This window comes from Mesobacillus sp. MER 48, from assembly GCF_023714225.1.
Classification (GTDB): Bacteria; Bacillota; Bacilli; order Bacillales; family Cytobacillaceae; genus Mesobacillus; species Mesobacillus oceanisediminis_A.
Genome location: NZ_JAMAUR010000003.1, coordinates 645128 through 668454, shown reverse-complemented (window position 1 = coordinate 668454; position 23327 = coordinate 645128). Strand labels below are relative to the sequence as shown.

Sequence of the window (23327 nt, the reverse complement as noted above, 5' to 3'; positions counted from 1 at the left end):
AAGGATTCCTACTGGATTGCTCAGTAGGAATCCTTTTTATGACTTTCGGTTGAAAACCTGAGGCGGCTGTTCGAGCCATTTTTCGGTAATCATGAGCAACAGGCCTTTTCCGTAAAATTTTTTCATTTGAGCTGAGATCAGAGTGAATTTGGTTACAATATCTGACCGTAAACTTGAGGTTAAAGCCTGATTGATCATAATGAAGCAGAACATTCCGAGGCAGGTATTAACGAAAAACAGCATCAGTTTATCAGAAAAAGGTGAATGATTCACTTCGAAAAAGTTGAAATCACCGGAAGCTGAATAAGGAATATTTTCTTTATTAAATGTATCCTCAAGCGTATCCATCACTTTATTGAGTGCATCAACTCCTTTGCTTAAATGTTGTTTTACTTCCTTATGGCTGGCGAGCTTACTAAAGGATAATAGAACCATTTTTGAAAAGTGCGCCCGATGGAGAATTCTTGAGAGGTTTGCAATTTCAGGTGCATTTACAGGCCTGGAGTGCCCAAATAGGCCGTTCAAGTATTTCATTTCATCCACCAGGTCAATGGTATGGTCCATAGCTACCTGGGGGGATTTCAGAAAAATTCCCTGCTGCAGCATCAGGTCTGTAATTTCATTTTGAATACTGATGGTGAATTCTATGGCCCCTTGAAAATAATCCCTTGTATCATTGCGCGTGCAATCCGGAAAAGCGCTCGGATAGGTAGTCAGTGAAAGCATTGTAATATCATGGCAAATATATAATATAAAAGTGTCAGAAAAAAACTTTTCAACGTCGAGTCTGACATCTTTTTCCGTAAACCCTACCGGTATAGGGAGATTCTCTTTTAAAAAAATATTTTTTAGGTCGTTCAGGCTATTCTCAGAGAAAACGACCATTTTTTCTAATATCTTTTTCAGTTCCAAATCATCAGCTGTCCTATAAAAATATTGAAAAAAACGAAGTTCCATACTGCTTTTTAAGTAAGATGACCATATATTCGATATTTCTGTTGAGGTTAAACCCACATTTATTTCTCCCATCGATGATACACTCCTTTCCCAATAGTGTTTGTATTTTTTAGATATTTATTACAAATCATCATTGATTTTTATCCCAATTACATAGAATCCCCATATACCAGGACATACTTTTCAAAAGGAGGTTTGTTTCATGAGAAAGTACCTGGCTATGCTATTATTAGCGATTTCAATGTTCTCTATTACAGGGTGTGGCAACGATGCTCCTCCTGAAGATGATGAACAGCTGGAAGATGTGGAAGAAGAAGATGAGATTGGTGATGGCGAAATAGATGATGAATAATACCAAAGACCCACTTTCCATGTTGAGTGGGTCTTTTAATGTGCATACAGAATTGACAAATGACCGGTCAGTCATTAACATTATAATGTGTGTAAATGATTAATTAAGGTAGGTGCAATAGTGAAAAATCTGGTCAATTTTGTGCTTGGAAATAAACTGGCGGTTTGGCTGCTTACGATCATCATTACAGTCTCAGGAATTTATTCAGGTACGCGGATGAACATGGAGACGATTCCGAATATCTCCATCCCCTATTTAATGGTCATGGATGTTTATCCCGGAGCCACTCCTGAGAAGGTAATGGATGATGTGTCCATCCCGATTGAAAAAGCGGTGGAAGGACTGGAAGATGTAAAGTACGTCTATTCCAATTCATATTCCAATATGTCCAGTATCCAGGTTGAGTATGAATATGGCATTGATATGGATGAAGCCAAGCGGGCTTTACAGTCGGCATTGGATACGGTTCAGCTTCCGGAAGGTGCACAGGAGCCAACCATTACGGCCATCAGCATGAACATGATGCCGATCGCTGCACTGAGTGTCAGCAGCACGAAAGAGGATATTGTTGAGCTTACATCAACAGTCGAGGATATCCTGCTTCCGAAGATCGATAAAATCGATGGTGTGGCTTCCGTAACGATAACAGGACAGCATATCGAAGAAGTGAATCTTGCGTATAATGAAGCGAAAATGGCTCAGTTCGGTTTGACGGAAGACAAAGTGAAGGAAATGATTCAGGCCAGCAATTTAGGCGTATCGCTGGGGCTTTTTGAATTTAAGGAAGGCGAGCAGGCAGTTGCTGTTGATGGCAAGTTCACCACTGCTGAACAACTGAAGAACATGCTGATTCCGGTAACTCCATCAGAATCAAATCCATCACCTTTTGTAAAGCTTAGTGATATTGCTGAGATTGAGCTGGTAGGCAAGGTGCAGTCCATTTCCCGTACAAACGGCAATGATGCGATTGCCATCCAGATTGTCAAGGAACAGCAAGCAAACACAGTTGATGTTGTGAATGAGATAAAGGATTTAATAAAAGAAGAACAGGATAAAATTGATGGCCTATCCATTGATGTATCACTGGACCAGGGTAAGCCAATTGAAGAATCTGTAACAACAATGATTGAAAAAGCTTTATTTGGCGGATTGATTGCGGTCCTGGTTATTCTGCTGTTTTTACGAGACTTCAAGTCTACGATTATATCAATTGTGTCAATTCCAGTTTCGATTTTTATGGCATTGCTGCTGTTGAATTGGATGGAAATCACGCTTAATATCATGACACTTGGCGCGATTACGGTTGCCATTGGGCGTGTAATAGATGACTCGATCGTCGTTGTGGAAAATATATACCGACGCCTCCACTTGAAGGAAGAAAAATTAACAGGCCGTGCATTAGTACGTGAAGCAACCATTGAAATGTTCAAGCCAATTTTATCATCTACACTTGTAACGGTTGCTGTTTTTGCACCGCTGATTTTTGTAGGAGGCATGGTAGGCGAATTGTTCGCGCCATTTGCATTGACAATGACTTTTGCCCTTGGTGCTTCATTGATTGTTGCCATTACAATCGTTCCGGCCTTGTCACACTTCTTGTTCAAAAAGAAACTTTATGGTGAAAAAACAGAAAGCAGCCACAAAGAAGTTGGCAAACTGGCAAGCTGGTATAAAGGCGTCTTGAACAAGTCGCTTAACCATAAAATCATCACTTCCCTTATTGCTGTTGTACTTTTAGCTGGAAGCCTTGCCCTCACACCGATTATTGGCTTTAGCTTCATGGGCAGCGAGGAAGATAAGGTTATGTACCTTACTTATACTCCTGCAGCAGGCGAACTTAAAGAAGAAACAATCGAGAGTATCGCTGAAGTCGAAGAAAAGATGCTCAAACGTGATGATATTGACATCGTTCAAGTATCGATTAGCGATGAAGCTGACCAGATGTCGGCAATGATGGGCGGGGGATCAGGCGGAGGCTTGATGTACCTGATTTTTGATCCTGATATGGAAAATTTTCCAGACGTCAAGAAAGAAATTGAAGAGTATGTATTCAAAATTGGACAAAGCGGCGAGTGGAAGAGCCAGAATTTCGGCGGCATGTCGATGCCGGAGAACGAAATCAGCTACACATTCTACAGTGAAGATCTAGACAAACTTACTGATGCTGTGAAAATGGCTGAGGGTGAGATGAAAGGTATTAAAGGCTTGGAAGATGTAAGTTCCAGTGCAGAGGAAGCATACGTGGAATACACATTTAAAGTCGAACAGGACGAATTGCTGCAATATGGTTTAACAGCCGGACAAATTGTCATGATGTTAAACCCAAACAAAACTAAAGATACATTGACGACGATTGAAAAAGATGGTGAATCACTAGATGTCATCGTCCAGCAGGAGCAGGAAAAGCAGCCTGAGTCAGTTGATGATATCCTGGATACAGAAGTCCCAACAGCCATGGGAACAACGATGCCATTATCAGAACTGGTAACCGTTGAAAAAGGTACAACGATGAATACACTCGCCCGCAGTAAAGGGCAGTACTATGCATCCGTTTCAGGAACGGTTACAGATGATGATATTTCAAAAGCATCTGCTGAAACCCAAGAGGCAATCGATGCTTTAGATATGCCAAAGGGTGTAGAAGTTGGTGTTGCAGGCGTACAGGCGGACATGACCGAAACATTTACACAGCTAGGTGCTGCAATGCTTGCTGCTATCGCGATAGTTTACTTCATCCTGGTGGTAACCTTCCGTGAAGGTGTAGCGCCATTCGCCATTCTGTTCTCGCTCCCATTTGCGGTTATCGGATCGTTTGTTGGATTGTTGATTGCAGATGAAACGATTTCTGTTTCAGTCATGATGGGTCTCTTGATGCTGATTGGTATTGTTGTAACGAATGCAATCGTACTCGTAGACCGGATCATCCACATGGAACGTGATGGAATGACGATGCGTGAAGCCGTTCTTGAGGCAGGAGCAACGCGTTTACGTCCAATCCTTATGACAGCAATAGCCACTGTTGGTGCCCTGATTCCATTGGCCATGGGCTCAGGAGGCGGAGGCTTGATTTCAAAAGGCCTTGCCATTACTGTAATAGGCGGTTTAACAAGCTCGACACTGTTAACACTGATTGTTGTGCCAATTGTTTATGAAGTTCTGTCGAAAATTTTTAAGAAAAATCGACGAGAAATACAAGAGGATTAATACAATAGCCCCTGCGGATGACCAGTCGTCCACAGGGGCCTTTTTTACCTTTTATCATTGATAGTGGGTGATCAGAAGGTAACCATTACTTCTTTTTATGGAAAAATGCGGAAATACACCTGTTATTTCTTTCTTTCTTCCTTCCTCTTTCTCCATGTTCCGACAATTCCCTGCTTTTTTCAACTTCCTTTTTCAAGTCTCTTGGGTAGGTGTGGTGGATTCATATTACTCATCTGCATATTGAAGCCTTTTTAAAAATTGGCACTGTTATACATGCATACTTTTATGGTGCGGTTATTTACTTCCTGGAACCTTTTTCATGTCCGTTGTGTTATTTGCCTCCAATGACTCTTTCATCTTCAACTCTTACCAATCAAATTCATTCATTAAAATTCAAATCTTTTAAAATCTTTTCAACGGCAGGGGAGGGGAGGGGGCTCTGATAGGTCTGTTAAAAGGTAAAATAAGGTAAATATTTTAATGTGTACAAATATGTATACATGTATACGTTTTGTAAACAATGGGTGTACAATTATGTTTACACGTATACAAATCTGTATACATACTGATATATAGGCATGTATACAGATTTGTATTCGTTGTGTACAATTATGTATACAATACTCGTCAGGTTTACATCTCGTTTACATGTTTACAATTACATTTCTTTTTACTCGTATATCTTGCAGTATCTATTATTTCCCTTTACCTTTAGAATAGTAGGTAAGTATACATAAATGAAAAGGAATGATAAGAATGACGAAATCCAGAATTGCAGCAGTTGATGTTGGTAACGATTCTATTAAAGCTATTTTTGGAGAATTTGATAACGAACTGAATATCCCTAACATCGTGGCAAGGGACACTGAAGACCGTCCTGTAATCGGCATCGAGGAGCTTGATGCGAAGGATCCGCTTGATGGAATCCATATTCGTGTCCACTCCCCTGCCCTGAAAGAAAATAACGCAATCTATCGTGTCGGAAACCTGGCTACTAAAAGTGACAATGCTACCGAACTTGATCCTGGCAGCAGCAAGTCGGAGGAAGATCAGACCTTGATTATGCTTTTCGCTACTCTAGCATTGGATGCTGTCAATGAAGACAATGCCAAGCTTTTCCCGAAAAGCAAGAATGTCATTGATGCGAATTATACGCTTGGTACCGGCCTTCCGCTTCGCGAGGTCAAGGAAGGAAAAGATGCTGGCTACCGTTCCAAGCTGGTAGGATCCGTTCACCAGGTTGAATTCCTTGTTACCCCGAAATACCAGGGACTGAAAGTAAATATCAAATTCGATGAAGTGAAGGTTTATCCTGAAGGCTTCGCAGCATATATCAATCTAGTAATGGATAACAGCCTGAAAATCATCAATAAGGACTTGATTGATAGAAGAATCCTGATCCAGGATATCGGCGGATTATCAACAGATATCGCTGTCATCAAGAATCGCAATGTCGATGATGACAAGGCACAGGGCTTCAACCTTGGTGTGTCTGAAGCACTCGAACAAATCAGGGAAGAAATCCGCAGCAAGCATGGCGTCGAGTTAGACAGCCGTACGGACGTTGTAGAGATCATCACGCGCAAGAATGACCGGAACCATATCATGGTCAAAGGAAGCCGTACAAGCGTTCATGACATCACAGACCGTATCCTGCTTGAACTGGCTAAAAAGCAATACCGCCTGCTTCGCAATGTGTGGGCAAAGAATTCCCAGACTGAAATCTGCTATTTTGTTGGCGGAGGAGCAACAGTTTTAAAAGAATATATCAAAACATTGAACAATAATCTTGATGGCTATAACATTGAATTTTTCGAGGATGAAAAAGAAAGCATCTGGATGATGGCGAACGCTTATTATAAGCTCATCATGGACTTTGTGAAAAAATCAGAGAAGAGCAGCAAAGCCGCTTCTGAACCTGTTAAAAGCTAAAATAAGGTGATCCTATGAAAAAAACCAACCCAAATGAGATTAAGAGAGGACAAGCATTGTCATTTCGTGTTCCCTCTGATACACCAGACCATATCTTAAGGCATCTCCAGAACTTAAAGGAAACAGAGCGAAGGAACTTTTCGAGCAAGATTGCCGAATTTGTCGTCAAAGGTGTGGGGAATTCCTATTCAAGGGAACGCGAAACGATTACAATCCCTCTCCCTCGGAGTCTCAGCAAATCGCAGCGGGATTGGATCAAGCATGAGCATTCAGAAGCTTTGCTGGGCAATATCGTCTATCATCTGTTGACGGATCCCTTGAGGGCAACCGCACTGCTGGCCTCATTGAACAGCAAGTCTACTGAAATAGATGAGGCTCTTTACCTGCAGGAAAAGGATATGAACATGCACCCGACAGCATTAGAAGAGGAATCACCGGTAACACAGGAAACGGCCTCTGGTGCTGAAATCGACGACTTGGACGATGATTTGGATTCATTTGAATGGGAATCAGCCCAACAAACTGAAACACCGGACCAGGAAGAGACAGAAGAAGATCTGGATGACCTGTTAGGAGATTTCCTTGCCAAAATGAATAAGTGAGCATGAAGAAACCCCATGGACCTCCATGGGGTTTCTTAGTTTTACTGATAGGATGCTTCCAATTGGTCGATCAGTGATCCAACATAACCGACAGCCTTGCGTACAGGTTCCGGAGTCGACATATCGATGCCGGCATGCTTCAGCAATTCCAGCGGCTTCATGGTTCCGCCTGCACGGAGTACCTCAAGCCAGCGGTCAACAGCCGGCTGCCCTTCCTCCTGGATCAACTGGGAAACGGCGGTCGATGCAGTCAGGCCGGCAGAGTAGGTGTATGGATACAAGCCCATATAGTAATGTGGCTGGCGCATCCAGGTGAGACCCGCCCCTTCGTCGATTTCGACTGTATCGCCCCAGAAGCCAGTCAGGACATCTGTTTTCATTTCAGTAAGTGTTTTTGCCGTAAGTGCATTCCCAGCTTCAGCATGCGCGTAAACACGGCGCTGGAACTCAGCCTCCAGCAGGTGGGTCACGAAATTATGATAATAAGTTCCCAGCAGCTGCAAGACCACCCAGCGAATCATCTTCGGGTTTTCCTTATTTTTATCAAGAAGATATTGGGCTAAAAGCATTTCATTCATTGTCGATGGTGCTTCAATGAAATACATGGATGGACGCACATTCATGATGCGCTGATTTTTATTGGCCAGGTAAAAATGGCCCGCATGGCCGAATTCATGTGCCAGCGTGAAGCAGCCGCGCATATTGTCCGCCCATGTGATCAGGATATATGGGTGTGATCCATAAGGACTTGAGCAAAATGCACCTGTTGATTTTCCAACATTATCAGCAAGGTCTACCCATCTGTCTTCAAAGCCCTTTTCAACCATTGCTGTATAATCCGCTCCCATTACCTTCAATGAATCGGTAATCAGCTGTCGTGCCTCATCATAAGTGATTTGAGGATCAAAATCCGGATCAAATGGAGCCTTCAAGTCACAGAACATCATTTTATCCAGGCCCAGCACCTTCTTCTTTAACTGAGCAAAACGGCGCATATGCGGGGCCAGTTCCTTGTAGATGATATCAATTTGGTTATTATACATTTCCTTTGTTACCTGCTGTGGCTCCAAAAGCATATCGGTAACGGATTCATATTTCCTCAGCTTTGCAAGGGTCACCTGTTTTTTTACCTCGGTGGCATAGGTGGCGGCGATGGTATTTTTATATTGTTTGAGGGTTGAAACAAATGAATCATAGGCTTTTCTGCGGACATAAGTATCCGGCGAAAATTCATACCTGCTCTCGAACAGCGCAAATGAAACTGGCAAATCGTTATCTTGTTCGTCCCTGATAGACGAAAATTCCATATCCGCTAGTTTGGCCATATTGTATATGTTGTAAGGTGCTGAATGGACTTCTCCTAAAGCAGCAAGGACTTCTTCTGTTTCAGGCGATAGTTTATGCTTTTTCGTTTCCAGAAGCTCAAGAAGCGTCTTTTTGAAAGGCTGGAGTCCTTCCTCAGCCTCGATGAACTCTTCTGCTTTGCCTTCATCAAACTCAAGGATTTCAGATGAAATAAAGGATAGTGCAGCCATCGCCTTTGTGCCAACGGCCCCAACCTTTGCTGAATTTGCCTGGTTCACCGGGTCAGTGCCGTCAGCGGATTGCTTCAGGCTTGCGTATGTTCGAACCTTTACCAATTTCTTTGTTAACTCTTCCTGGGCAGTAAGGCATTCCAGTAAAGCTTTCGGCCCTGTATGTAAGGTTCCTCTGAAGCTATCGAATTTTTTAACATCAGCCTCGATCTCTTTCAGTGCATCCTCCCACTCTTTGTCAGATGGATATAAATCATTAAGATTCCAGGTCAGTGATTCATGAACTTCTGAGCGGGCAAGACGTTTTTCAACAGTTTTATTCATGGATATCTCCTCCTTTATCCTTTCATATTACTACGAAAACCGAAATAATTAAATTATAATTTAACTATTTTAAAAATTTAAAAATAATACTGAACTGCTAGTATTAAAATGTTATGGAAAAGGTTGAATCTCTGGTTTATGATAATTAGTAAATTCGGAAATTTACAATAGGTGGGAGCCAGTTGATTTTAATAGACTACATAATTAATCTCTCAATGCTTTCTTTAATGGTCAGTACTCCTTTAGTCATTCGCTCTTACCTGAATCATAAGCCATTAAAACAACTGTGGCTCTGGGTAGGATTATACGGGGGTATTGTTTCCTCTGTACTTGTAATGTTATCTTTCCAGGATGAAGGTTACTCATATGATATTCGGTATGCCGTCATCATTTTGGTCTTCGCGTATCTTGGGCCTGCTGCAGGAATTATTACCGGCAGCATGGCGTTGGCATCAAGGTTAATGGTCTCTGTAAACTGGTTTCCGGCAATAGTTGGCTGGTTAGTGGTGATGGCCATTCTGGTCGTTATTCACAAAGCAACTACCCATTTTAAACCAGTCAAGAGAGTTATGATTTTACTGTTTTCTTACATTGTCACTTATATAATTACTGTACCGATTGTTTTCAACATAATAAGAGACAATCCAATATTTCACTTCCAATACTTATTGTTTGTGTCAATAGGAGTACTTATTGGAGGAATCTTGATCGAGTCATATGAAAAGTTATACAGGATTATTAAGGAACGAAAGAGGATGGAGCAGACGCTGGAGGAAAGTGAATCAAAATACCGCCTCATAGCGGAGAATACATCAGACCTCATCATGGTAATGGACAAAGAGCATGCCATAACTTATTTTTCACCCTCTCATGAGATGGTGTTGGGATACAAGGCAGCAGAGCTTGAAAAGATTGATATATGTAAGTTAATTCATCCAGATGACGTTGTGGCTTTCAGAGAAACAATCACAAAGATTATGAAAAATAAAGAATCGATGCCATTAGAGTTTCGCTTTCAAGATAAAAGAGGAAAATGGATGGATTTTGAGTCCCGCTGGATGCCGGTAATGAGTGATGAGCGGGTGATTGAGCACATTGTAATAATAAGCCGGGATATTTCTGAACGGAAAAAAGCGGAGGAGATTCTTTTGCAATCTGAAAAGCTATCGATTGTAGGAGAACTGGCAGCAGGAGTAGCCCATGAAATACGTAATCCTCTTACAACAATAAAGGGGTTTATCCAGCTATATGGAAAAGAAGATGAATTAAATGAAATTAACAACTTGCTTCTAAGTGAATTAGAAAGAATTGAGACAATAACCAGTGAAATGCTTTCTTTAGGAAAACCTCAGGCTATCCAGCTCAACCGGGCCAATCTATGTGATTTGATCGATCATACGGTCGAATTCTTATCCCCACAGGCGAATATGAAGAATATCCAAATTAGCCGAAGTTATCTGGGGACAGATTTTTTCATAACCTGCGAGAAAAACCAGATTAAACAGGTGTTCCTGAATATTTTAAAAAACGCTATGGAAGCCATGCCTAAGGGAGGAAATATTGATATAAAGCTGCAAAAGGGCCTGGATGGTGAATGCATTATTTCCATTCAGGATGAAGGCAGCGGAATTCCAGAAGAATTACTCCCTCGTTTAGGAGAACCGTTTTATTCATTGAAGGAGAAAGGAACAGGTCTAGGATTGATGATTTGCCATAAAATCATTAAACAGCATAGTGGGACGATTTCCTATCAAAGTAAGCTAAACAAAGGGACTTTGGTTGAAATAAAACTTCCCTTAACGGATTAAGAACTCTATATAAGAGGAGGAGGATGGCAATATGCCATCCTCCTCTTTACATTTATTGATTTATCGAATGGGATGTTTTTGTCCGTGCTTGATAGAATTGATATAGCATCAGAGCAATAATTGAGAGTACAATCCCTGAAATATACGGCAACCCAATAGCAATCGAGAACAGCCATCCTCCTAGAGGAGGCCCGATAATCCTGCCGAGGGAGTCAAAGGATGAGAGCAGCCCAGTTGTTCCGCCATGACCAGTCGTCGACTTTTTTGTCAGTAATGAAGATACACTTGGCCGGATCAATCCGTTGCCGATTCCGAAAATGGTCAGGAATAATGCGGCTGTGCCAAAACCTTCAGTCAGGAGAATCAATCCAAAACCTATTGCAGAAATGACAATGCCGAGCTGTATGACCTTTCCTTCGCCTAGTGTCTTCGTCAATCTGCCGACTAATCCGCCTTGCACAACAGCACCGGCAAGTCCCATGATCATGAAAATATAGCCCAATTCAACTGAGCCGAGTTCTGCTTTTTCCGCAGCGAAATAGGCAAAAGTTGCCTCAAGCCCCGATAGCGAAAGGGAAACGAACAACTGAAGCAAAAACAACATGGACAAAGGTCCAGTGAAAGCTTTCATTAATGAAGTGCGCTCCCGTTCCTCACTATTGCGCTGATCCGCAGAAAGGGACTCTTTTAATACAAAGGTGACAACTAAGAACGTGATAAGTGAAGTGGCACCAGCAATGTAAAATGGTGTACTCAAACTTGTTTTGGAAAATACACCGCCGATCGCTGGACCAAAGATGAAGCCCAGTCCAACAGCAGCACCGATGATTCCCATCCCTTTTCCGCGGTCCTCTTCAGAGGTGATGTCCGCGACATAGGCCATTACCGTCGGCATATTGGCCGATGACAGAAAACCGCCGATAATCCGTGCTGCAAACAGCATCCACAGCTGGGTTGATATGGCCATCAGGAAAAAGGATAGAGACAATCCAAGAATACCAATCATGATGACCGGCTTCCTGCCAATCCTATCTGAAATGCGGCCCCACATTGGCGCGAATAAAAACTGCATCAGCGAGTAAACGGCCATCAACAGTCCAAGTTGTGTGGGTGTCGCCCCGATTTCCTCCGCATAGAAAGGGATGACTGGAATGATGATCCCAAATCCGACCATCACTAGGAACATGACTAAAAATAAAATAGGCAGAGCCTTTTTTGTATTCATTTTCGTTTTCACTCCATTATTTTAACTAAGCTCTTTTCTCAAACTTTGTTGCTTTTGGCAACATAATTGGGATTGAATGACCTGTTTTTGTCCACAAAATTAAAGCTAATGATGAGAAAAGAGCCTGCACACTTAATTCCGAACTGCAAATGGCTTTTTACCACGTTAAAATCGGCTTTATAGGATTTTAACAACAATCTTTACGAAAACAGCCTTTAACGATAACTTTTAACGATAAAGAAAATTATATCAGAAACCGTGGGGGTATAGCGAAAAGAGAGTCTTAAAAACTTTTTCATTATCAAAACCTTTTTCATCCTGATAAAAGGTTAGTTGCCGGTCAGTTTGGATAAATAAATCAAAAGTTGAAATATATCCCGAGAGGAGTTTTGCAATGAGCCCAAAAACGAAAAAAAATTTCCTTGGAATAGGCAGTTTTATTCTTGGCTTTGGGTTTATGGGGGCGATGGACGGCATTATTTTTCACCAATTGCTCCAGTGGCATAGCGTTGTAACGGATACAACCAGGCCTGGGCAGATAGCAAGTGATGGAATCTTCCATTTTGGTGTGACAGTCGCTCTGGTCATAGGAGGGATCCTCTTGTGGCTGGCAGGCAGACCGTCAGAGGTATCACGGGGGGTTAACCGGCTTGTTGGCGGATTTTTAACCGGAGCAGGCATTTTCAATTTGGTTGAGGGTTTGATAAACCATCACCTTTTAAAAATCCATCGTGTAAAACCAGGCGATCCAAACGCTCTATTTTATGATATTTCCTTCCTGGCGTTAGGATTGTTGCTGGTGATCGCCGGAGAGGCAATTCGAAGAAAACGTCCTGCCAATGGCAAGGTTGAATGAGGTATAAATCATGTACAGAACGATCCCTCTGTACATACCTTTGAGTTCAATTGACATAAGCCTTTTGAGTCTGTAACGGAATTTCTGTAGAATGGTAAACAGGAAACTTTTACAGAAAAAGGTGTTTGGATGGAAAAATATGTAGTCATCGGGGCAGGAATTCTGGGTGCCTCTACTGCTTATCATTTAGCGAAGGCCGGAAAGAGTGTGACAATCATTGATCGAGGAGAGCCGGGGCAGGCAACAGACGCTGCTGCCGGGATCATCTGTCCGTGGCTGAGCCAGCGGCGAAACAAGGCGTGGTATTTCCTAGCGAAAAATGGGGCTGCCTATTATAAATCGCTGATAGAACAGCTAGAACAAGATGGTGAACATGAAACCGGCTATAAGCGAACAGGTTCGATAAGCCTCCATACCGTTTCAGAGAAATTAGTCAAAATGGAAGAAAGAGCGATACAAAGAAGGGGGGAAGCACCTGATATAGGAAATATCCAGCAGCTTGGTACGGAGGAAACAAGAGCGTTGTTCCCGCCGCTATCCGAGGCGTTTTCTTCTGTCCATGTAAGCGGGGCTGCACGTGTGAATGGGCGTCTGCTTCGGCAGGCATTATTAGCGTCTGCACAAAAACACGGTGCCAGGTGGATAGAAGGAAGTGCGGACCTTGATTTTTCCAACGGCAAGGTAACAGGGGCCATTGTCAGCGGAACGAGATATGTAGCGGATAAGTTGATCATCACAGCAGGTGCATGGGCGCCTGAGCTGTTAAGGCCGCTTGGGATGGAGCTGAAAATCACTCCTCAAAAAGCCCAAATCGTCCATCTGCAACTCGAAAACAAGAAAACGGGAGACTGGCCTGTTGTGATGCCGCCGAATAATCAATATATAGTGGCTTTCGATGCCGGAAAAGTAGTGATTGGCGCCACACATGAAAACGATATGGGATATGATCGGCGGCCGACCCTGGGCGGTATGCATGAAATACTTGATAAAGGCTTGGAGGCAGCACCTGGCCTGGCAGATGGGACTTTTATTGAAACGAAAGTAGGCTTCCGCCCTGTCGCTCCAAACTTCCTCCCGATCATTGGGCAGGTTCCAGGGTTCGAGAATCTGTTCGTGGCAAATGGACTCGGGTCCTCAGGCCTGACAGTCGGTCCATATCTTGGGTACCAGCTTGCCCAACTTGCATCAGGCAGAAAATTGGATATTGATCTTGCCTTGTACGATCTATCAGAAGCAATAGTCATGGATATTTCCTAGGCAATGACGGGAAGCAGTTCACTTTTGGGTGAACTGCTTTAATTTTTTTAAGTTACCCCTGCAGGTTATTCTTTGATTTTCTGGAAACCATTGCTGCTGCAAAAAATATTCCTGGAAACGCAAATAAATCGCCTCATAGCGGGTATAACACTAAGGAAATCAATTAGCATGTCCAATCATTGTTTTTTATAAAGCAGGGAGGAACCATCAACATGGAATGGAAAGGCAGAAGAGCGAGCAGCAATGTAGAAGATAGAAGGGGTAGAGGCGGCGGAGGCATGCTCATGGGCGGCGGCATTGGCGGGATCATCCTACTGGTAGTCATGACCTTCCTCGGAGGGGGCGATATGGGTGATGTCCTCAACAATATGACGAATGGCGGTAACCAGTCGCCCGCTCCTTACCAGCAAACAGCAGAGGAAGAGGAGCTTGCCCAATTCGTTTCAGTCGTCCTGGCCGATACAGAGGAAGTGTGGTCCGATGTATTCAGGGAACAAGGAATGGAATATCAGGAGCCTACTCTCGTGCTGTATTCCGGGAGTGTTCAGTCAGCCTGCGGAATGGCGGGTTCACAGGTAGGGCCGTTTTACTGTCCGGGTGATCAGAAGCTGTATATCGACCTGAGCTTTTATGATGAACTACAGACTAAATTCCAGGCGCCTGGTGATTTCGCGATGGCATATGTCATTGCCCATGAGGTCGGCCACCATGTGCAAACATTATTGGGAACATCCGATAAACTGAATTCACTTCGCGGCAAGCTGGATCAGACGGAATTCAATAAATATCAAGTGCGTTTTGAACTGCAGGCCGATTATTTGGCAGGCGTATGGGCGCACCATGCCCAGGGGATGGGTGTGGTTGAAGAAGGCGACCTTGAGGAAGCACTGAATGCAGCAAGTGCCGTCGGGGATGACACCATCCAGAAACGGTCACAGGGCTATGTCGTTCCGGAAAGCTTCACACACGGTACATCCGAACAAAGAAAGAGCTGGTTCTACAAAGGTTATAAAGCAGGCAACCTTGAACAGGGAGACACGTTTAACACACGAGGATTTTAGGTAGAGATAAGCAGAGGCCTTTTTGGCCGATGCCATCATTGTGGGTGGCACTTAACTTTTAACCTTTTAAAAGAAAGGAGCAGATTCCACAATGGGAACACAAATACAATCGTTTTTTGCACAGGACACAGGTGATATTCCAAACAATCCGACATTGCCGGTCATTGTCTACCAGGGTGTTTTTGACGGCAACTTAAGCATGGAGGAACAATTCGAGCAGCATAACTGGACAGGAACCTGGACGGGTGATATTTACGATTACCACCACTATCATACCAACACCCATGAGGTGTTAGGCGTGAAAGCAGGCAGCGCAACCGTGCAAATCGGCGGGGACAGCGGAGAGCGTCTTGAGCTGAAAGCCGGAGATGTAGTTGTCCTCCCGGCTGGGACTGGCCACAAGAAGATTGACAGCAGCCAGGATTTTGCAGTCGTGGGTGCCTATCCCAACGGAAGGAAGCCGGATTTGAAAACAGAAGACCCTGGCACACGGGCGCAGGCTCTCTCCCAAATTAAAAACGTACCCGTGCCGGAAACGGATCCGGTATATGGGGAATCAGGACCACTTCTTCAAAAATGGGTAAAATAAGGAAAGGTGGACAGGCAGCAGGGAATTGTAACCCAGGGCTGTCTGTTTTTTTTGCTTCTAAATATACCATATTGGGTATATAATAATAGTGTGAACTGTTCATGTTAAATCGTCGTTTGGACAAATTAAATAGTTGTAGCAAACTAACGAAAGAAGGGTCGCCGATGGCCAAAAAGAAATTTGTTTATTTCGTTTCATTGAGCTCAAATGTTCCTTATGTTTTGAAAAAAGCCCTGAAAAAAGCAGAGGAAGACAATGAGGTAGCGATTTTCTTTGATTTGGACGGCGCCAGGGTGCTGGATAAACGATATTTGAAGATCATGGAAAGAACCCACAATATCGATTTGCAAAAACAGATGAAGCAGGCGATGGATTTGGGAATCAAGTTCTTTGGCTGCCAGATGAATGTGCTGATCGCTGATGGGCTGGAACTTGTTGAAGGAGCAGAGTTGTCAGGTGTTGCAACTTTTTTAGAAGCCGCTTACCAGGCAGATGCGGTGCTAAGTTACTGATGGAGGTGAAGGCCTGATGGAGAAGAAGAAGGTAGTTGTGATGGCCATGCATGATGAACTGGAGTCGGCGTACCCTCCCCTGAATGTAGCGGTCGGGGCTGCCTCCTCAGGTGCGGATGTCATCCTTGCATTTTCCCGCAAAGGAGTGAATATCCTCGATAAACGGTATATATCAGTCCCGTCCGAGGATTTGGAGTATCTATCAAACGCATTGAATGACTTTGGTGTGGCATCCGTCCATGACCTCCTTGGAATCGCCGTCGAAATGGGAGCCCAACTGTATGTCGTGGATCTCGATGTGAAAGACAATTTCGAGTTTATCTACCCCGCCGAACAAGTACCAATCAAGTGGCTATTAAACGAAGCAGCATCCGCAGATTTATTCATGCATTTTTAAGATGATGCTGAATGCAGGGGAATTCAGACAGGTTTGAGGCGCAGAGCAGAAAAGCTGTCAAATAAGCTCTGGATTTAGACAGGTTTGAGGCGCAGAGCAGAAAAGCTGTCAAAAAAAGTCCTGGATTCTGACAGGTTCGAGGAGCAGAGCAGAAAAGCTGTCAAAAAAAGCTCTGGATTTGGGCAGGTTTGAGGCGCAAGGCCTAAAAGCTGTCAAAAAAAGCCCTGGATCCTGACAGGTTCGAGGAGCAGAGCAGAAAAGCTGTCAAAAAAACAACTGGATTTAGACAGGTTTGAGGCGCAAGGCCAAAAAGCTGTCAAAAAAAGCTCTGAATTTAGACAGGTTTGAGGCGCAGAGCAGAAAAGCTGTCAAAAAAACAACTGGATTTAGACAAGTTTGAGGCGGAAGGCCCAAAAGCTGTCAAAAAAAGCTCGGAATTCAGACAGGTTCGAGGCGCAAAGCAGAAAAGCTGTCAAAAAAAGCCCTGAATTCAGACAGGTTTGAGGTGCACAACATCAAAGTTGTCAAAATCAGCACCTGGCCACACTTCAAACGAAAAAAAGACAGAGATACGCGTTCTCTGTCTTTTTACATGGCATTCACCGGGGTCTTCTGAGGTAGCTCGTCCTTGACGGTGACTTTGTTTTTGCCGAGCTCCTTCGATTGCAGCAGGAGCTGGTCAGCGTAGATGTAGCCTTTTTCCATGGAGGTATACTGGTTTACTTTGAAGTAATACAGCCCAAAGGAAGAGGTGATGCTAACTTTATGTTTCTCGGATTGATAATCGACTTCGACTGAGCTTGTTTCGACTCCATGACGGATTTTTTCAACGAGATCGATGGTTTGGTTAAGGGATTTATTCCTCAGGATCAAGGTGAACTCTTCTCCCCCGCTGCGGAAAACGTAGTCGTCCGCAGATAAATAGCTTTTGAGAGTATTGGCAAAATGCTGGATGACCCGGTCTCCCACCGCATGATTGTACGAGTCATTGATCAGCTTGAATTTATCGATATCGGCTACGACGATGCCGACTGTTTCACCAGCCTTGTTTAATTCGGACATTTTTTTATCCATGAATGCTCTGTTTGGAATCCTGGTCAGGAAGTCCGTATAGGCCATTTGTTCGAACTTGTCCCGTTCAATCTTGTTTTTGATGCTTTGCGACTTCGAGTGGAAGGAGCGGCTCACAAGGTAGTTCAGGATGAACAGGCCGACGACCATGTCCCATTTCTGTTCTGTCAGCAACAGCAGCAGCAGGCCATTCGTGAACGCTGTTTTACCCAGGTCAAGCCAGTTATTGCTTTCCCGGAAAAACCTGACGGCCTGCTTGACATTCTTGATTTCGCCCATGATAAAAAAGGCAGTCGATAAAAAAGTATAGGAAATTAAAGTAGTTGTCACAGTCAGGATGCACATCAAGAGCCAGAAACCAAATGGTATGTTATTGAACGCCTCGTATCCCCATTGAAACAAAAAGTAACCAATGGAGTAAATCAGCGCATGTGCGCCTATATTGTAAAATGTATCCCAGAATTCATCTTCATCAGCGGTTTTTGAACTTTTCCTTGAAAAGTAAACAGTGAATCGGAGGATGGTCTCGAAAATAAATAGTCCAATCGGTCCCGCGAAAATCCCGAAGGATAAACTATAGCTGATTCCGTAGTCGAATTTCAGTGTCCCGTTTTGCGCGGTGATCCGTAAATGATTGTAAAGGGTTGAGAATAACCAATAAATGAATAATGCGATTAAAAACACATTTTTATCTAATGTAAAGACACCCAGACCAAAAGCAACGGCAATAGCAGCAAAAAATAATGTAAAATCATACAACCTAGCTTTCAGCATAGGTAAAAATTCCCCTCTCCCAAACTCTACCATCCTAATTTTATCCTAATTCTAAATAAAGTTGCAAAGTAATTTTTTGATTTGTGCAAATTTTTGTGCCATTTCATTGTCTGTCACATATCATAAAGGGCTATAATGGATTTATAATCTTTTAATGTCAGGAGACAACCCTCAGAAAAGGGATTATTCTGCTTTTTGTCGAATATTTTATTATATATATTCAGAATATTTAATTAATATATAATGAAGAGGGGTTTTACATGGAATTACTATTTGGCGGAATTTTAGTGCTTTTGTTGACCGCTGCGGTAAGTTTATCACTGTACTACCAGCGGAAGAGCAGGTTGAAACACTTGCCTGCCAATAATCCGCATGCTTTTCTGGAAAAAGGCCTGCACCAGGAAGGCAAAAGGCTGGTGGCTGTGGTCGGCGGCGATGTAGTCCATGGAAATATCAGCTACAATTTCGTTGATGACGCAGCCAGGAGGCGGAGCTGCCAGGATTACCAATTTATCAACGCAGGCGTGAATGGCAGTACGGCTTATGACGTCCTCCAGCGCCTGGACAGCGTGATTGCATGCCAGCCGGATTATGTAGTGCTCCTGGTCGGCTTGAATGACGCCTCAGCTAAAATAGCTCCTGAGTTTGCCAGGAAGAATATCAAGCTTGCGGAGCAATTAGAAAAGCCGTCATTACTGGTGTATGAAAAGAACCTTGCCCTGATTGTTGCAAGACTGAAAGCAGAAACACATGCCAATATCGGGCTTTTGTCACTGCCGGTGGCTGGTGAGAACCTCTTTTCCAAAGCGAATAAGGAAATTGACCAGTACAATGACGTCATCAAGAAAATCGCGGAAATACACAATGTTTCCTACCTTCCATTCAATGAAAAATTAAAAGCCTATCTAAAGGGAAAAGGCCAGACGAGGGGACGCTCGCTGAAAAACAGCATGAAGCTGTACGAAAAAGCGGTCACCGACCATTTCGTGTACGGTTACAGCCTTGACCGCATATCGGTCCGAAACGGATACTTGCTGGTGACGGACGGCATCCATTTGAACAGCACAGCTGGGATGATGGCCGCTCATCAAATCGAGCTATTCCTTAAAAAGAATGAACTGAAAGCAATCCAGTAAAAAGGGGTCCTGCGAATGTGGCAGTATCCTTTTTTGTTTTTAAGAAGATACTTTTCGCATATCCGATACAAAAGGATCATCGAAGAACCCCCAGGTCAGTAAAAATCCATACGAAAACAACTTTCTATGCAACAACCTCAGAAATAAAGGCGTGGGTGTTTTCTTCAGAGTCCATAAAAAACACCATCCACGTTTCTGTATTGCCGATTTTCGCTACAACATGCGGTTCACCTGCGAAATTCACCCCAATTGACAGAAGCTCCTCATATTTTGCTCTGATATTTTCAACCTGGAAGTAAAGTACGGAACTCGGGTGGGCAAATTGCTCATTTTCCGGGATGCTTAACAAGAGTCTGACACCGCCACAATCGAAAAATGCCATTGTATCGGTATTGAATAAAAGTGGCAGCCCTAATTTTTCCTGATAAAAGGCAGTGGCTCTTTCAATATTTTTAACAGGGATGCCGATTTGACCAATTTTTTTAATTTGGTTTGATTGCATGACTTGTCTCCTAATAGTGTTTTTTCAGAAAGGCCCTTATGTCTGTATCAATTTTTTCAAGGTTTTCAGGTGATGGAAAATGGCCCATCTGATAACTTTTTATTTCTAGTTGCTGGCCGAAAAATCCTTCCTCTTTCTGGAAATTCTTTTCGCCTAACAAATCCTTAGTTCCGACAATCACATGTGTGGGGGTGTGATTCTTTTCGACTCGTCCAAAGTGGTCAGGGGTTTGGCGTCTCCTGCAAGGCTTTTATAAATGCTTGCGAAGAAGATAGTCATAACTTCACATTGTAAGGTAGTCTATCAATATAAATGAATTCGTGGTAATCTCCAAACTATTAGAAAAATAATCTCGGAAATGTTGAAACTTTTTTAACCTGATTCTGCTCTAAAAAGTGAAAGGAGGTCAGGAAATGAAAGAAGAAAGGCTAGTGAAGAAAGCAGTGAAGGGGAATGCCAGGGCTTTCGAAGAGCTGTTGATTTTACATAGTGAGCGATTATACCGAACCGCTTTTTTATATGCGGGGAACAGAGAGGATGCCCTTGATATTGTCCAGGAAACCTCATGCAAGGCATTTCTGGCGATTGGGCAGCTGAAGAATGAACAATACTTTTTAACCTGGCTGACGAGGATTTTGATTCATTGTGCTTATGACATTTTGAAAAAAAGGAAAAAAGAAATGCCGGTGAACGAACTGGTTGAGCTGCCTTCGAGCAGTGATAATAGGGTCGCGGAGAACCTGGATTTGATGGAGGCCATTACTCTGCTGAAAGAACAGCATAGAACAGCGATTATCCTGTTTTACTATCATGACCTGTCAATCAGCGAGATTGCCAGAATGATGGACATACCCGAGAATACCGTTAAGACCTATCTGCAGCGTGGCCGAAAGGAATTGAAAAATAGATTGGGAGGCGAGGTAAATGGAAAAGAAAACGTTTCTTGAATTCGTCGGCGAGATTGATGTGCCTGAAGAAGATGTCGTAAGCGCAATTCAGGCGGGTGTTCGGAAAGGAAGCAAAATGAAACCTAAACGGCGGCCGCTATTTAAAGCAGGGGCAGTATCAGCAGCTGCTGCAGCTCTTTTCATCTCATCAGGTTTCATGTTCCCATCTATGGCAAGTGTGATGGCTGAAATCCCTTTACTGGCAAAATTGTATGAGCATGACAAGGTAGCTGAAAACCTGGCCTCTCAACAACTGATTACCGAATTGGACGAAAAGGCAACATATGATGGTATTGATGTGACAGTTACAGAAGCCTACTATGATGGGGCGATTATCGGGGTGACTTTTGATGTTAAGGGTGAAGTCAAAGGAGATAAGGATGATATTTACGCATTCTATGAAATCTTCGACCGTGACCCTAATATAGAAGAAACAATGGAACTGGTGAAATTGGTGCCGGATGGAGCTGGCTATAAAGGGCATATCCAATTGAGCTACCCGAGAAGCGGGCTGCCGGCAGAAATGAATTTGCCGTTGAACTTCCTCGGTATTGGTGAAATTGATGACAGCTGGAAGGACGAAGAGGGGAAATGGAATTTTGATGTACCGATTTTGCAGCTGCCGTATGAAACGGTCGAACTAGGTCAGTCAACTGAACTTGGTCAGCATAAAGTCACGCTCGAAAAACTGATTACGGGAAAATCCTCGACAGCAATTGAATATACAATGAGCTATCCAGAAGGCGGACAAAGCGTCATGATTGATCTTTTCGATGGTAAGGGCAAGGAAATCATTGGAGGGACTTCGGATACCAAGATTGGAAGGGAAATCGAAAATGGCTTGGTTACGGAGAAGAGACGGGTCACAATCCCAATGGTATTAGAGTCGGATTTTATTGAAGTCAAGCCAGCATTGGAATCAGGAGAAGAACTAGAGTCAGTCAAAATTGAATTATAAAGAAAAGGCGCTGGATATCATTCAGCGCCTTTTTTCAATTTATAGTTCAGTGCCGCAATCTGACCGTAGCGCCCTGTGCTGGCTAATTCCCAATCAGAAGGTGGTGTGCCATCGGGAAACAGCGGGATTCCTTCGCCAATGGTTTTAGGTATGATATAAAGCTCGATTTCGTCGATCAGCTTTTTTTCAAGGAATTGTCTCACAAGCACTCCGCCGCCGACAAGCCAGACATACCCATCAGAAACTTTTTTGACACGGGAGACCAGTGTTTCCGGGTCTTCATCGGTAAACGTGACATGAGGAGTGCTTTCCTGGGACTGCCGCGTTAGAACATAGCAGTCATTATCGGCATAAGGGAACTCATCCGTCAGTTTCAGAACTTCCTCATACGTTTTCCGCCCCATGATCACCGTTCCAACCTGGGCGTAAAATTTACCGTAACCATTATCGCCAACACCTTCGACATCATCCAGCCAATCAACAGTCCCATCCGGCCTGGCAATATAGCCATCCAGGCTCATTGCGATATAAAGTATGACTTTGTTATTTTTCATCGATATCCTCCATGCAGGTGTATAATAACGTTATTCTATCAAATTTGAGGGGGCATCTGCATGCTTGACTTGAACATTCCAGGGAGAGGCCAGTTCAACCTGCATCATCTGGTCCTGGATTTTAACGGAACGATTGCTTTTGGCGGCGAGCTGATCTCTGGCGTAGGTGAAAGAATCCAGCTGCTTAGCAGGGAAATGGAGATTCATGTCATTACAGCGGATACAAACGGCAGTGTGGTCCGGCAGTGTGAAGGACTGCCTGTCACTGTACAGATTCTGCAGTCAGAGAATCATACAGACGAGAAGGGGGAATTTGTCCGGGGGCTGGATGGCGTAATCTGCATGGGGAATGGAGCAAATGATGAAGCGATGTTCGCGGAATCCGACCTCGCCATTGCCATAGCCGGAAGAGAAGGCTGCGCAACGGCAACACTGTTGAAAAGCGATCTGATGATCCAAGATATCATTGACGGGTTGGATTTGCTGCTGTATCCCAAGCGGTTGATCGCTACGCTGCGAAAATAACCATGAATTTTTACAAAGCTTGCGCAAATAACAGGGCTAAAATGGCTCCTAATTACCGACCCTAAAATGGGAAAAAACGACCGAAATTTCCAGTTCGCCAATAAAATCTGATTTTCGCCAAAAAGTAGGGTGAATTCGCCAATAAATTTGTTTTTTCGCCAATAAAACAAAAAAATCGCCAATAAAATTGTGAAAACCGCCAATAAAAAGATTCAACAATAATAAAAAGGCATGAAACTTATCCAACCG

At 43.4% G+C, this 23327-nt stretch carries 21 protein-coding genes; 15 read left to right on the top strand and 6 right to left on the bottom strand.

The genetic code is table 11. The annotated features are described in order from the left end of the window. Nucleotides 1–36 precede the first annotated feature (36 nt). Nucleotides 37–1029 carry a DUF3231 family protein gene (locus M3593_RS14535; RefSeq protein ID WP_251542458.1) on the bottom strand — a complete coding sequence of 331 codons (993 nt, stop codon included), beginning with the start codon at nucleotides 1027–1029 and terminating at the stop codon, nucleotides 37–39. 130 nt (nucleotides 1030–1159) lie between these two features. On the opposite strand from M3593_RS14535, the gene M3593_RS14530 reads away from it, so the two are divergent. From M3593_RS14530 to M3593_RS14515, 4 genes are all read left to right on the top strand, one after another. Beyond that, on the top strand, nucleotides 1160–1309 hold the full coding sequence (locus M3593_RS14530; RefSeq protein WP_186326820.1) for a hypothetical protein: 150 nt from the start codon (nucleotides 1160–1162) through the stop codon (nucleotides 1307–1309). Between the two features lie 120 nt (nucleotides 1310–1429). Further along, entirely contained in the window at nucleotides 1430–4513 is a 3084-nt protein-coding gene (locus M3593_RS14525; protein ID WP_144479367.1) for an efflux RND transporter permease subunit, read from the top strand. Nucleotides 4514–5269: 756 nt separating this feature from the next. Further along, the gene (locus M3593_RS14520; RefSeq protein WP_144479365.1) at nucleotides 5270–6445 is read left to right on the top strand and encodes a ParM/StbA family protein; all 1176 of its coding nucleotides are present in this window, start codon (nucleotides 5270–5272) and stop codon (nucleotides 6443–6445) included. Between the two features lie 14 nt (nucleotides 6446–6459). Further along, nucleotides 6460–7047 (top strand): hypothetical protein, encoded by a 588-nt coding sequence (locus M3593_RS14515; protein WP_144479363.1) that lies wholly within the window; start codon nucleotides 6460–6462, stop codon nucleotides 7045–7047. 41 nt (nucleotides 7048–7088) lie between these two features. Here the strand turns inward: M3593_RS14515 and pepF are convergent, their stop codons facing one another. Then, a complete protein-coding gene (gene pepF / locus M3593_RS14510; RefSeq protein ID WP_251542460.1) occupies nucleotides 7089–8906 on the bottom strand; it encodes an oligoendopeptidase F in 1818 nt (605 codons plus the stop codon). A gap of 182 nt (nucleotides 8907–9088) precedes the next feature. Here pepF and M3593_RS14505 point away from each other — a divergent pair, with 182 nt between their 5' ends. After that, a complete protein-coding gene (locus tag M3593_RS14505) occupies nucleotides 9089–10714 on the top strand; it encodes an ATP-binding protein (protein ID WP_251542462.1) in 1626 nt (541 codons plus the stop codon). A gap of 52 nt (nucleotides 10715–10766) precedes the next feature. Here the strand turns inward: M3593_RS14505 and M3593_RS14500 are convergent, their stop codons facing one another. Further along, on the bottom strand, nucleotides 10767–11939 hold the full coding sequence (locus tag M3593_RS14500) for an MFS transporter (protein WP_251542464.1): 1173 nt from the start codon (nucleotides 11937–11939) through the stop codon (nucleotides 10767–10769). A 394-nt stretch (nucleotides 11940–12333) separates the two neighbouring features. Here M3593_RS14500 and M3593_RS14495 point away from each other — a divergent pair, with 394 nt between their 5' ends. The 6 genes from M3593_RS14495 (at nucleotide 12334) to M3593_RS14470 (ending at nucleotide 16611) form a co-directional block, all read left to right on the top strand. Further along, nucleotides 12334–12795: a DUF2243 domain-containing protein gene (locus M3593_RS14495; protein ID WP_144479355.1), complete on the top strand. Its 462-nt coding sequence runs from the start codon at nucleotides 12334–12336 to the stop codon at nucleotides 12793–12795. 129 nt (nucleotides 12796–12924) lie between these two features. Beyond that, entirely contained in the window at nucleotides 12925–14052 is a 1128-nt protein-coding gene (locus M3593_RS14490; RefSeq protein ID WP_251542467.1) for an NAD(P)/FAD-dependent oxidoreductase, read from the top strand. Between the two features lie 212 nt (nucleotides 14053–14264). After that, complete coding sequence (gene ypfJ / locus M3593_RS14485; RefSeq protein ID WP_144479351.1) at nucleotides 14265–15113, top strand: KPN_02809 family neutral zinc metallopeptidase; 849 nt, start codon at nucleotides 14265–14267, stop codon at nucleotides 15111–15113. Nucleotides 15114–15204: 91 nt separating this feature from the next. Next, nucleotides 15205–15702 (top strand): cupin domain-containing protein, encoded by a 498-nt coding sequence (locus M3593_RS14480; RefSeq protein ID WP_251542469.1) that lies wholly within the window; start codon nucleotides 15205–15207, stop codon nucleotides 15700–15702. Nucleotides 15703–15866: 164 nt separating this feature from the next. Next, nucleotides 15867–16214, top strand: coding sequence for a DsrE/DsrF/DrsH-like family protein (locus tag M3593_RS14475; protein WP_144479347.1), 348 nt, complete (start codon nucleotides 15867–15869; stop codon nucleotides 16212–16214). Nucleotides 16215–16230: 16 nt separating this feature from the next. Beyond that, nucleotides 16231–16611 carry a peroxiredoxin family protein gene (locus tag M3593_RS14470; RefSeq protein WP_144479345.1) on the top strand — a complete coding sequence of 127 codons (381 nt, stop codon included), beginning with the start codon at nucleotides 16231–16233 and terminating at the stop codon, nucleotides 16609–16611. Between the two features lie 588 nt (nucleotides 16612–17199). On the opposite strand, the gene M3593_RS14465 is transcribed toward M3593_RS14470, so the two are convergent. Then, nucleotides 17200–18456 carry a GGDEF domain-containing protein gene (locus M3593_RS14465; protein ID WP_144479343.1) on the bottom strand — a complete coding sequence of 419 codons (1257 nt, stop codon included), beginning with the start codon at nucleotides 18454–18456 and terminating at the stop codon, nucleotides 17200–17202. Nucleotides 18457–18716: 260 nt separating this feature from the next. Here M3593_RS14465 and M3593_RS14460 point away from each other — a divergent pair, with 260 nt between their 5' ends. Then, nucleotides 18717–19592, top strand: a complete 876-nt coding sequence (locus M3593_RS14460) for an SGNH/GDSL hydrolase family protein (RefSeq protein ID WP_251542471.1) — start codon at nucleotides 18717–18719, stop codon at nucleotides 19590–19592. A 124-nt stretch (nucleotides 19593–19716) separates the two neighbouring features. Here M3593_RS14460 and M3593_RS14455 read toward each other — a convergent pair whose 3' ends face one another. Beyond that, entirely contained in the window at nucleotides 19717–20094 is a 378-nt protein-coding gene (locus M3593_RS14455) for a VOC family protein (RefSeq protein ID WP_144479339.1), read from the bottom strand. Between the two features lie 413 nt (nucleotides 20095–20507). Between M3593_RS14455 and M3593_RS14450 the strand changes: the two genes are divergently transcribed. Continuing rightward, nucleotides 20508–21041: a sigma-70 family RNA polymerase sigma factor gene (locus tag M3593_RS14450; RefSeq protein WP_251542473.1), complete on the top strand. Its 534-nt coding sequence runs from the start codon at nucleotides 20508–20510 to the stop codon at nucleotides 21039–21041. Continuing rightward, nucleotides 21019–21999 (top strand): DUF4179 domain-containing protein, encoded by a 981-nt coding sequence (locus M3593_RS14445; RefSeq protein WP_251542475.1) that lies wholly within the window; start codon nucleotides 21019–21021, stop codon nucleotides 21997–21999. Before M3593_RS14450 ends, M3593_RS14445 begins: the two co-directional genes overlap by 23 nt. A 17-nt stretch (nucleotides 22000–22016) precedes the next feature. Here M3593_RS14445 and M3593_RS14440 read toward each other — a convergent pair whose 3' ends face one another. Then, complete coding sequence (locus M3593_RS14440; protein ID WP_251542476.1) at nucleotides 22017–22553, bottom strand: dihydrofolate reductase family protein; 537 nt, start codon at nucleotides 22551–22553, stop codon at nucleotides 22017–22019. 60 nt (nucleotides 22554–22613) lie between these two features. Between M3593_RS14440 and M3593_RS14435 the strand changes: the two genes are divergently transcribed. Beyond that, nucleotides 22614–23078 carry an HAD family hydrolase gene (locus M3593_RS14435; RefSeq protein WP_251542477.1) on the top strand — a complete coding sequence of 155 codons (465 nt, stop codon included), beginning with the start codon at nucleotides 22614–22616 and terminating at the stop codon, nucleotides 23076–23078. The last annotated feature ends 249 nt before the right edge of the window (nucleotides 23079–23327 follow it).

What these genes read in the sequence shown, in the direction of transcription:
- M3593_RS14450 (WP_251542473.1), top strand. Translation starts at nt 20,508, where the DNA reads ATGAAAGAAGAAAGGCTAGTGAAGAAAGCAGTGAAGGGGAATGCCAGG.
- M3593_RS14435 (WP_251542477.1), top strand. Translation starts at nt 22,614, where the DNA reads ATGCTTGACTTGAACATTCCAGGGAGAGGCCAGTTCAACCTGCATCAT.
- M3593_RS14535 (WP_251542458.1), bottom strand. Translation starts at nt 1,029, where the DNA reads ATGGGAGAAATAAATGTGGGTTTAACCTCAACAGAAATATCGAATATA.
- pepF (WP_251542460.1), bottom strand. Translation starts at nt 8,906, where the DNA reads ATGAATAAAACTGTTGAAAAACGTCTTGCCCGCTCAGAAGTTCATGAA.
- M3593_RS14530 (WP_186326820.1), top strand. Translation starts at nt 1,160, where the DNA reads ATGAGAAAGTACCTGGCTATGCTATTATTAGCGATTTCAATGTTCTCT.
- M3593_RS14490 (WP_251542467.1), top strand. Translation starts at nt 12,925, where the DNA reads ATGGAAAAATATGTAGTCATCGGGGCAGGAATTCTGGGTGCCTCTACT.
- M3593_RS14460 (WP_251542471.1), top strand. Translation starts at nt 18,717, where the DNA reads ATGGAATTACTATTTGGCGGAATTTTAGTGCTTTTGTTGACCGCTGCG.
- M3593_RS14470 (WP_144479345.1), top strand. Translation starts at nt 16,231, where the DNA reads ATGGAGAAGAAGAAGGTAGTTGTGATGGCCATGCATGATGAACTGGAG.
- ypfJ (WP_144479351.1), top strand. Translation starts at nt 14,265, where the DNA reads ATGGAATGGAAAGGCAGAAGAGCGAGCAGCAATGTAGAAGATAGAAGG.
- M3593_RS14500 (WP_251542464.1), bottom strand. Translation starts at nt 11,939, where the DNA reads ATGAATACAAAAAAGGCTCTGCCTATTTTATTTTTAGTCATGTTCCTA.
- M3593_RS14440 (WP_251542476.1), bottom strand. Translation starts at nt 22,553, where the DNA reads ATGAAAAATAACAAAGTCATACTTTATATCGCAATGAGCCTGGATGGC.
- M3593_RS14465 (WP_144479343.1), bottom strand. Translation starts at nt 18,456, where the DNA reads ATGCTGAAAGCTAGGTTGTATGATTTTACATTATTTTTTGCTGCTATT.
- M3593_RS14445 (WP_251542475.1), top strand. Translation starts at nt 21,019, where the DNA reads ATGGAAAAGAAAACGTTTCTTGAATTCGTCGGCGAGATTGATGTGCCT.
- M3593_RS14520 (WP_144479365.1), top strand. Translation starts at nt 5,270, where the DNA reads ATGACGAAATCCAGAATTGCAGCAGTTGATGTTGGTAACGATTCTATT.
- M3593_RS14480 (WP_251542469.1), top strand. Translation starts at nt 15,205, where the DNA reads ATGGGAACACAAATACAATCGTTTTTTGCACAGGACACAGGTGATATT.
- M3593_RS14455 (WP_144479339.1), bottom strand. Translation starts at nt 20,094, where the DNA reads ATGCAATCAAACCAAATTAAAAAAATTGGTCAAATCGGCATCCCTGTT.
- M3593_RS14495 (WP_144479355.1), top strand. Translation starts at nt 12,334, where the DNA reads ATGAGCCCAAAAACGAAAAAAAATTTCCTTGGAATAGGCAGTTTTATT.
- M3593_RS14475 (WP_144479347.1), top strand. Translation starts at nt 15,867, where the DNA reads ATGGCCAAAAAGAAATTTGTTTATTTCGTTTCATTGAGCTCAAATGTT.
- M3593_RS14515 (WP_144479363.1), top strand. Translation starts at nt 6,460, where the DNA reads ATGAAAAAAACCAACCCAAATGAGATTAAGAGAGGACAAGCATTGTCA.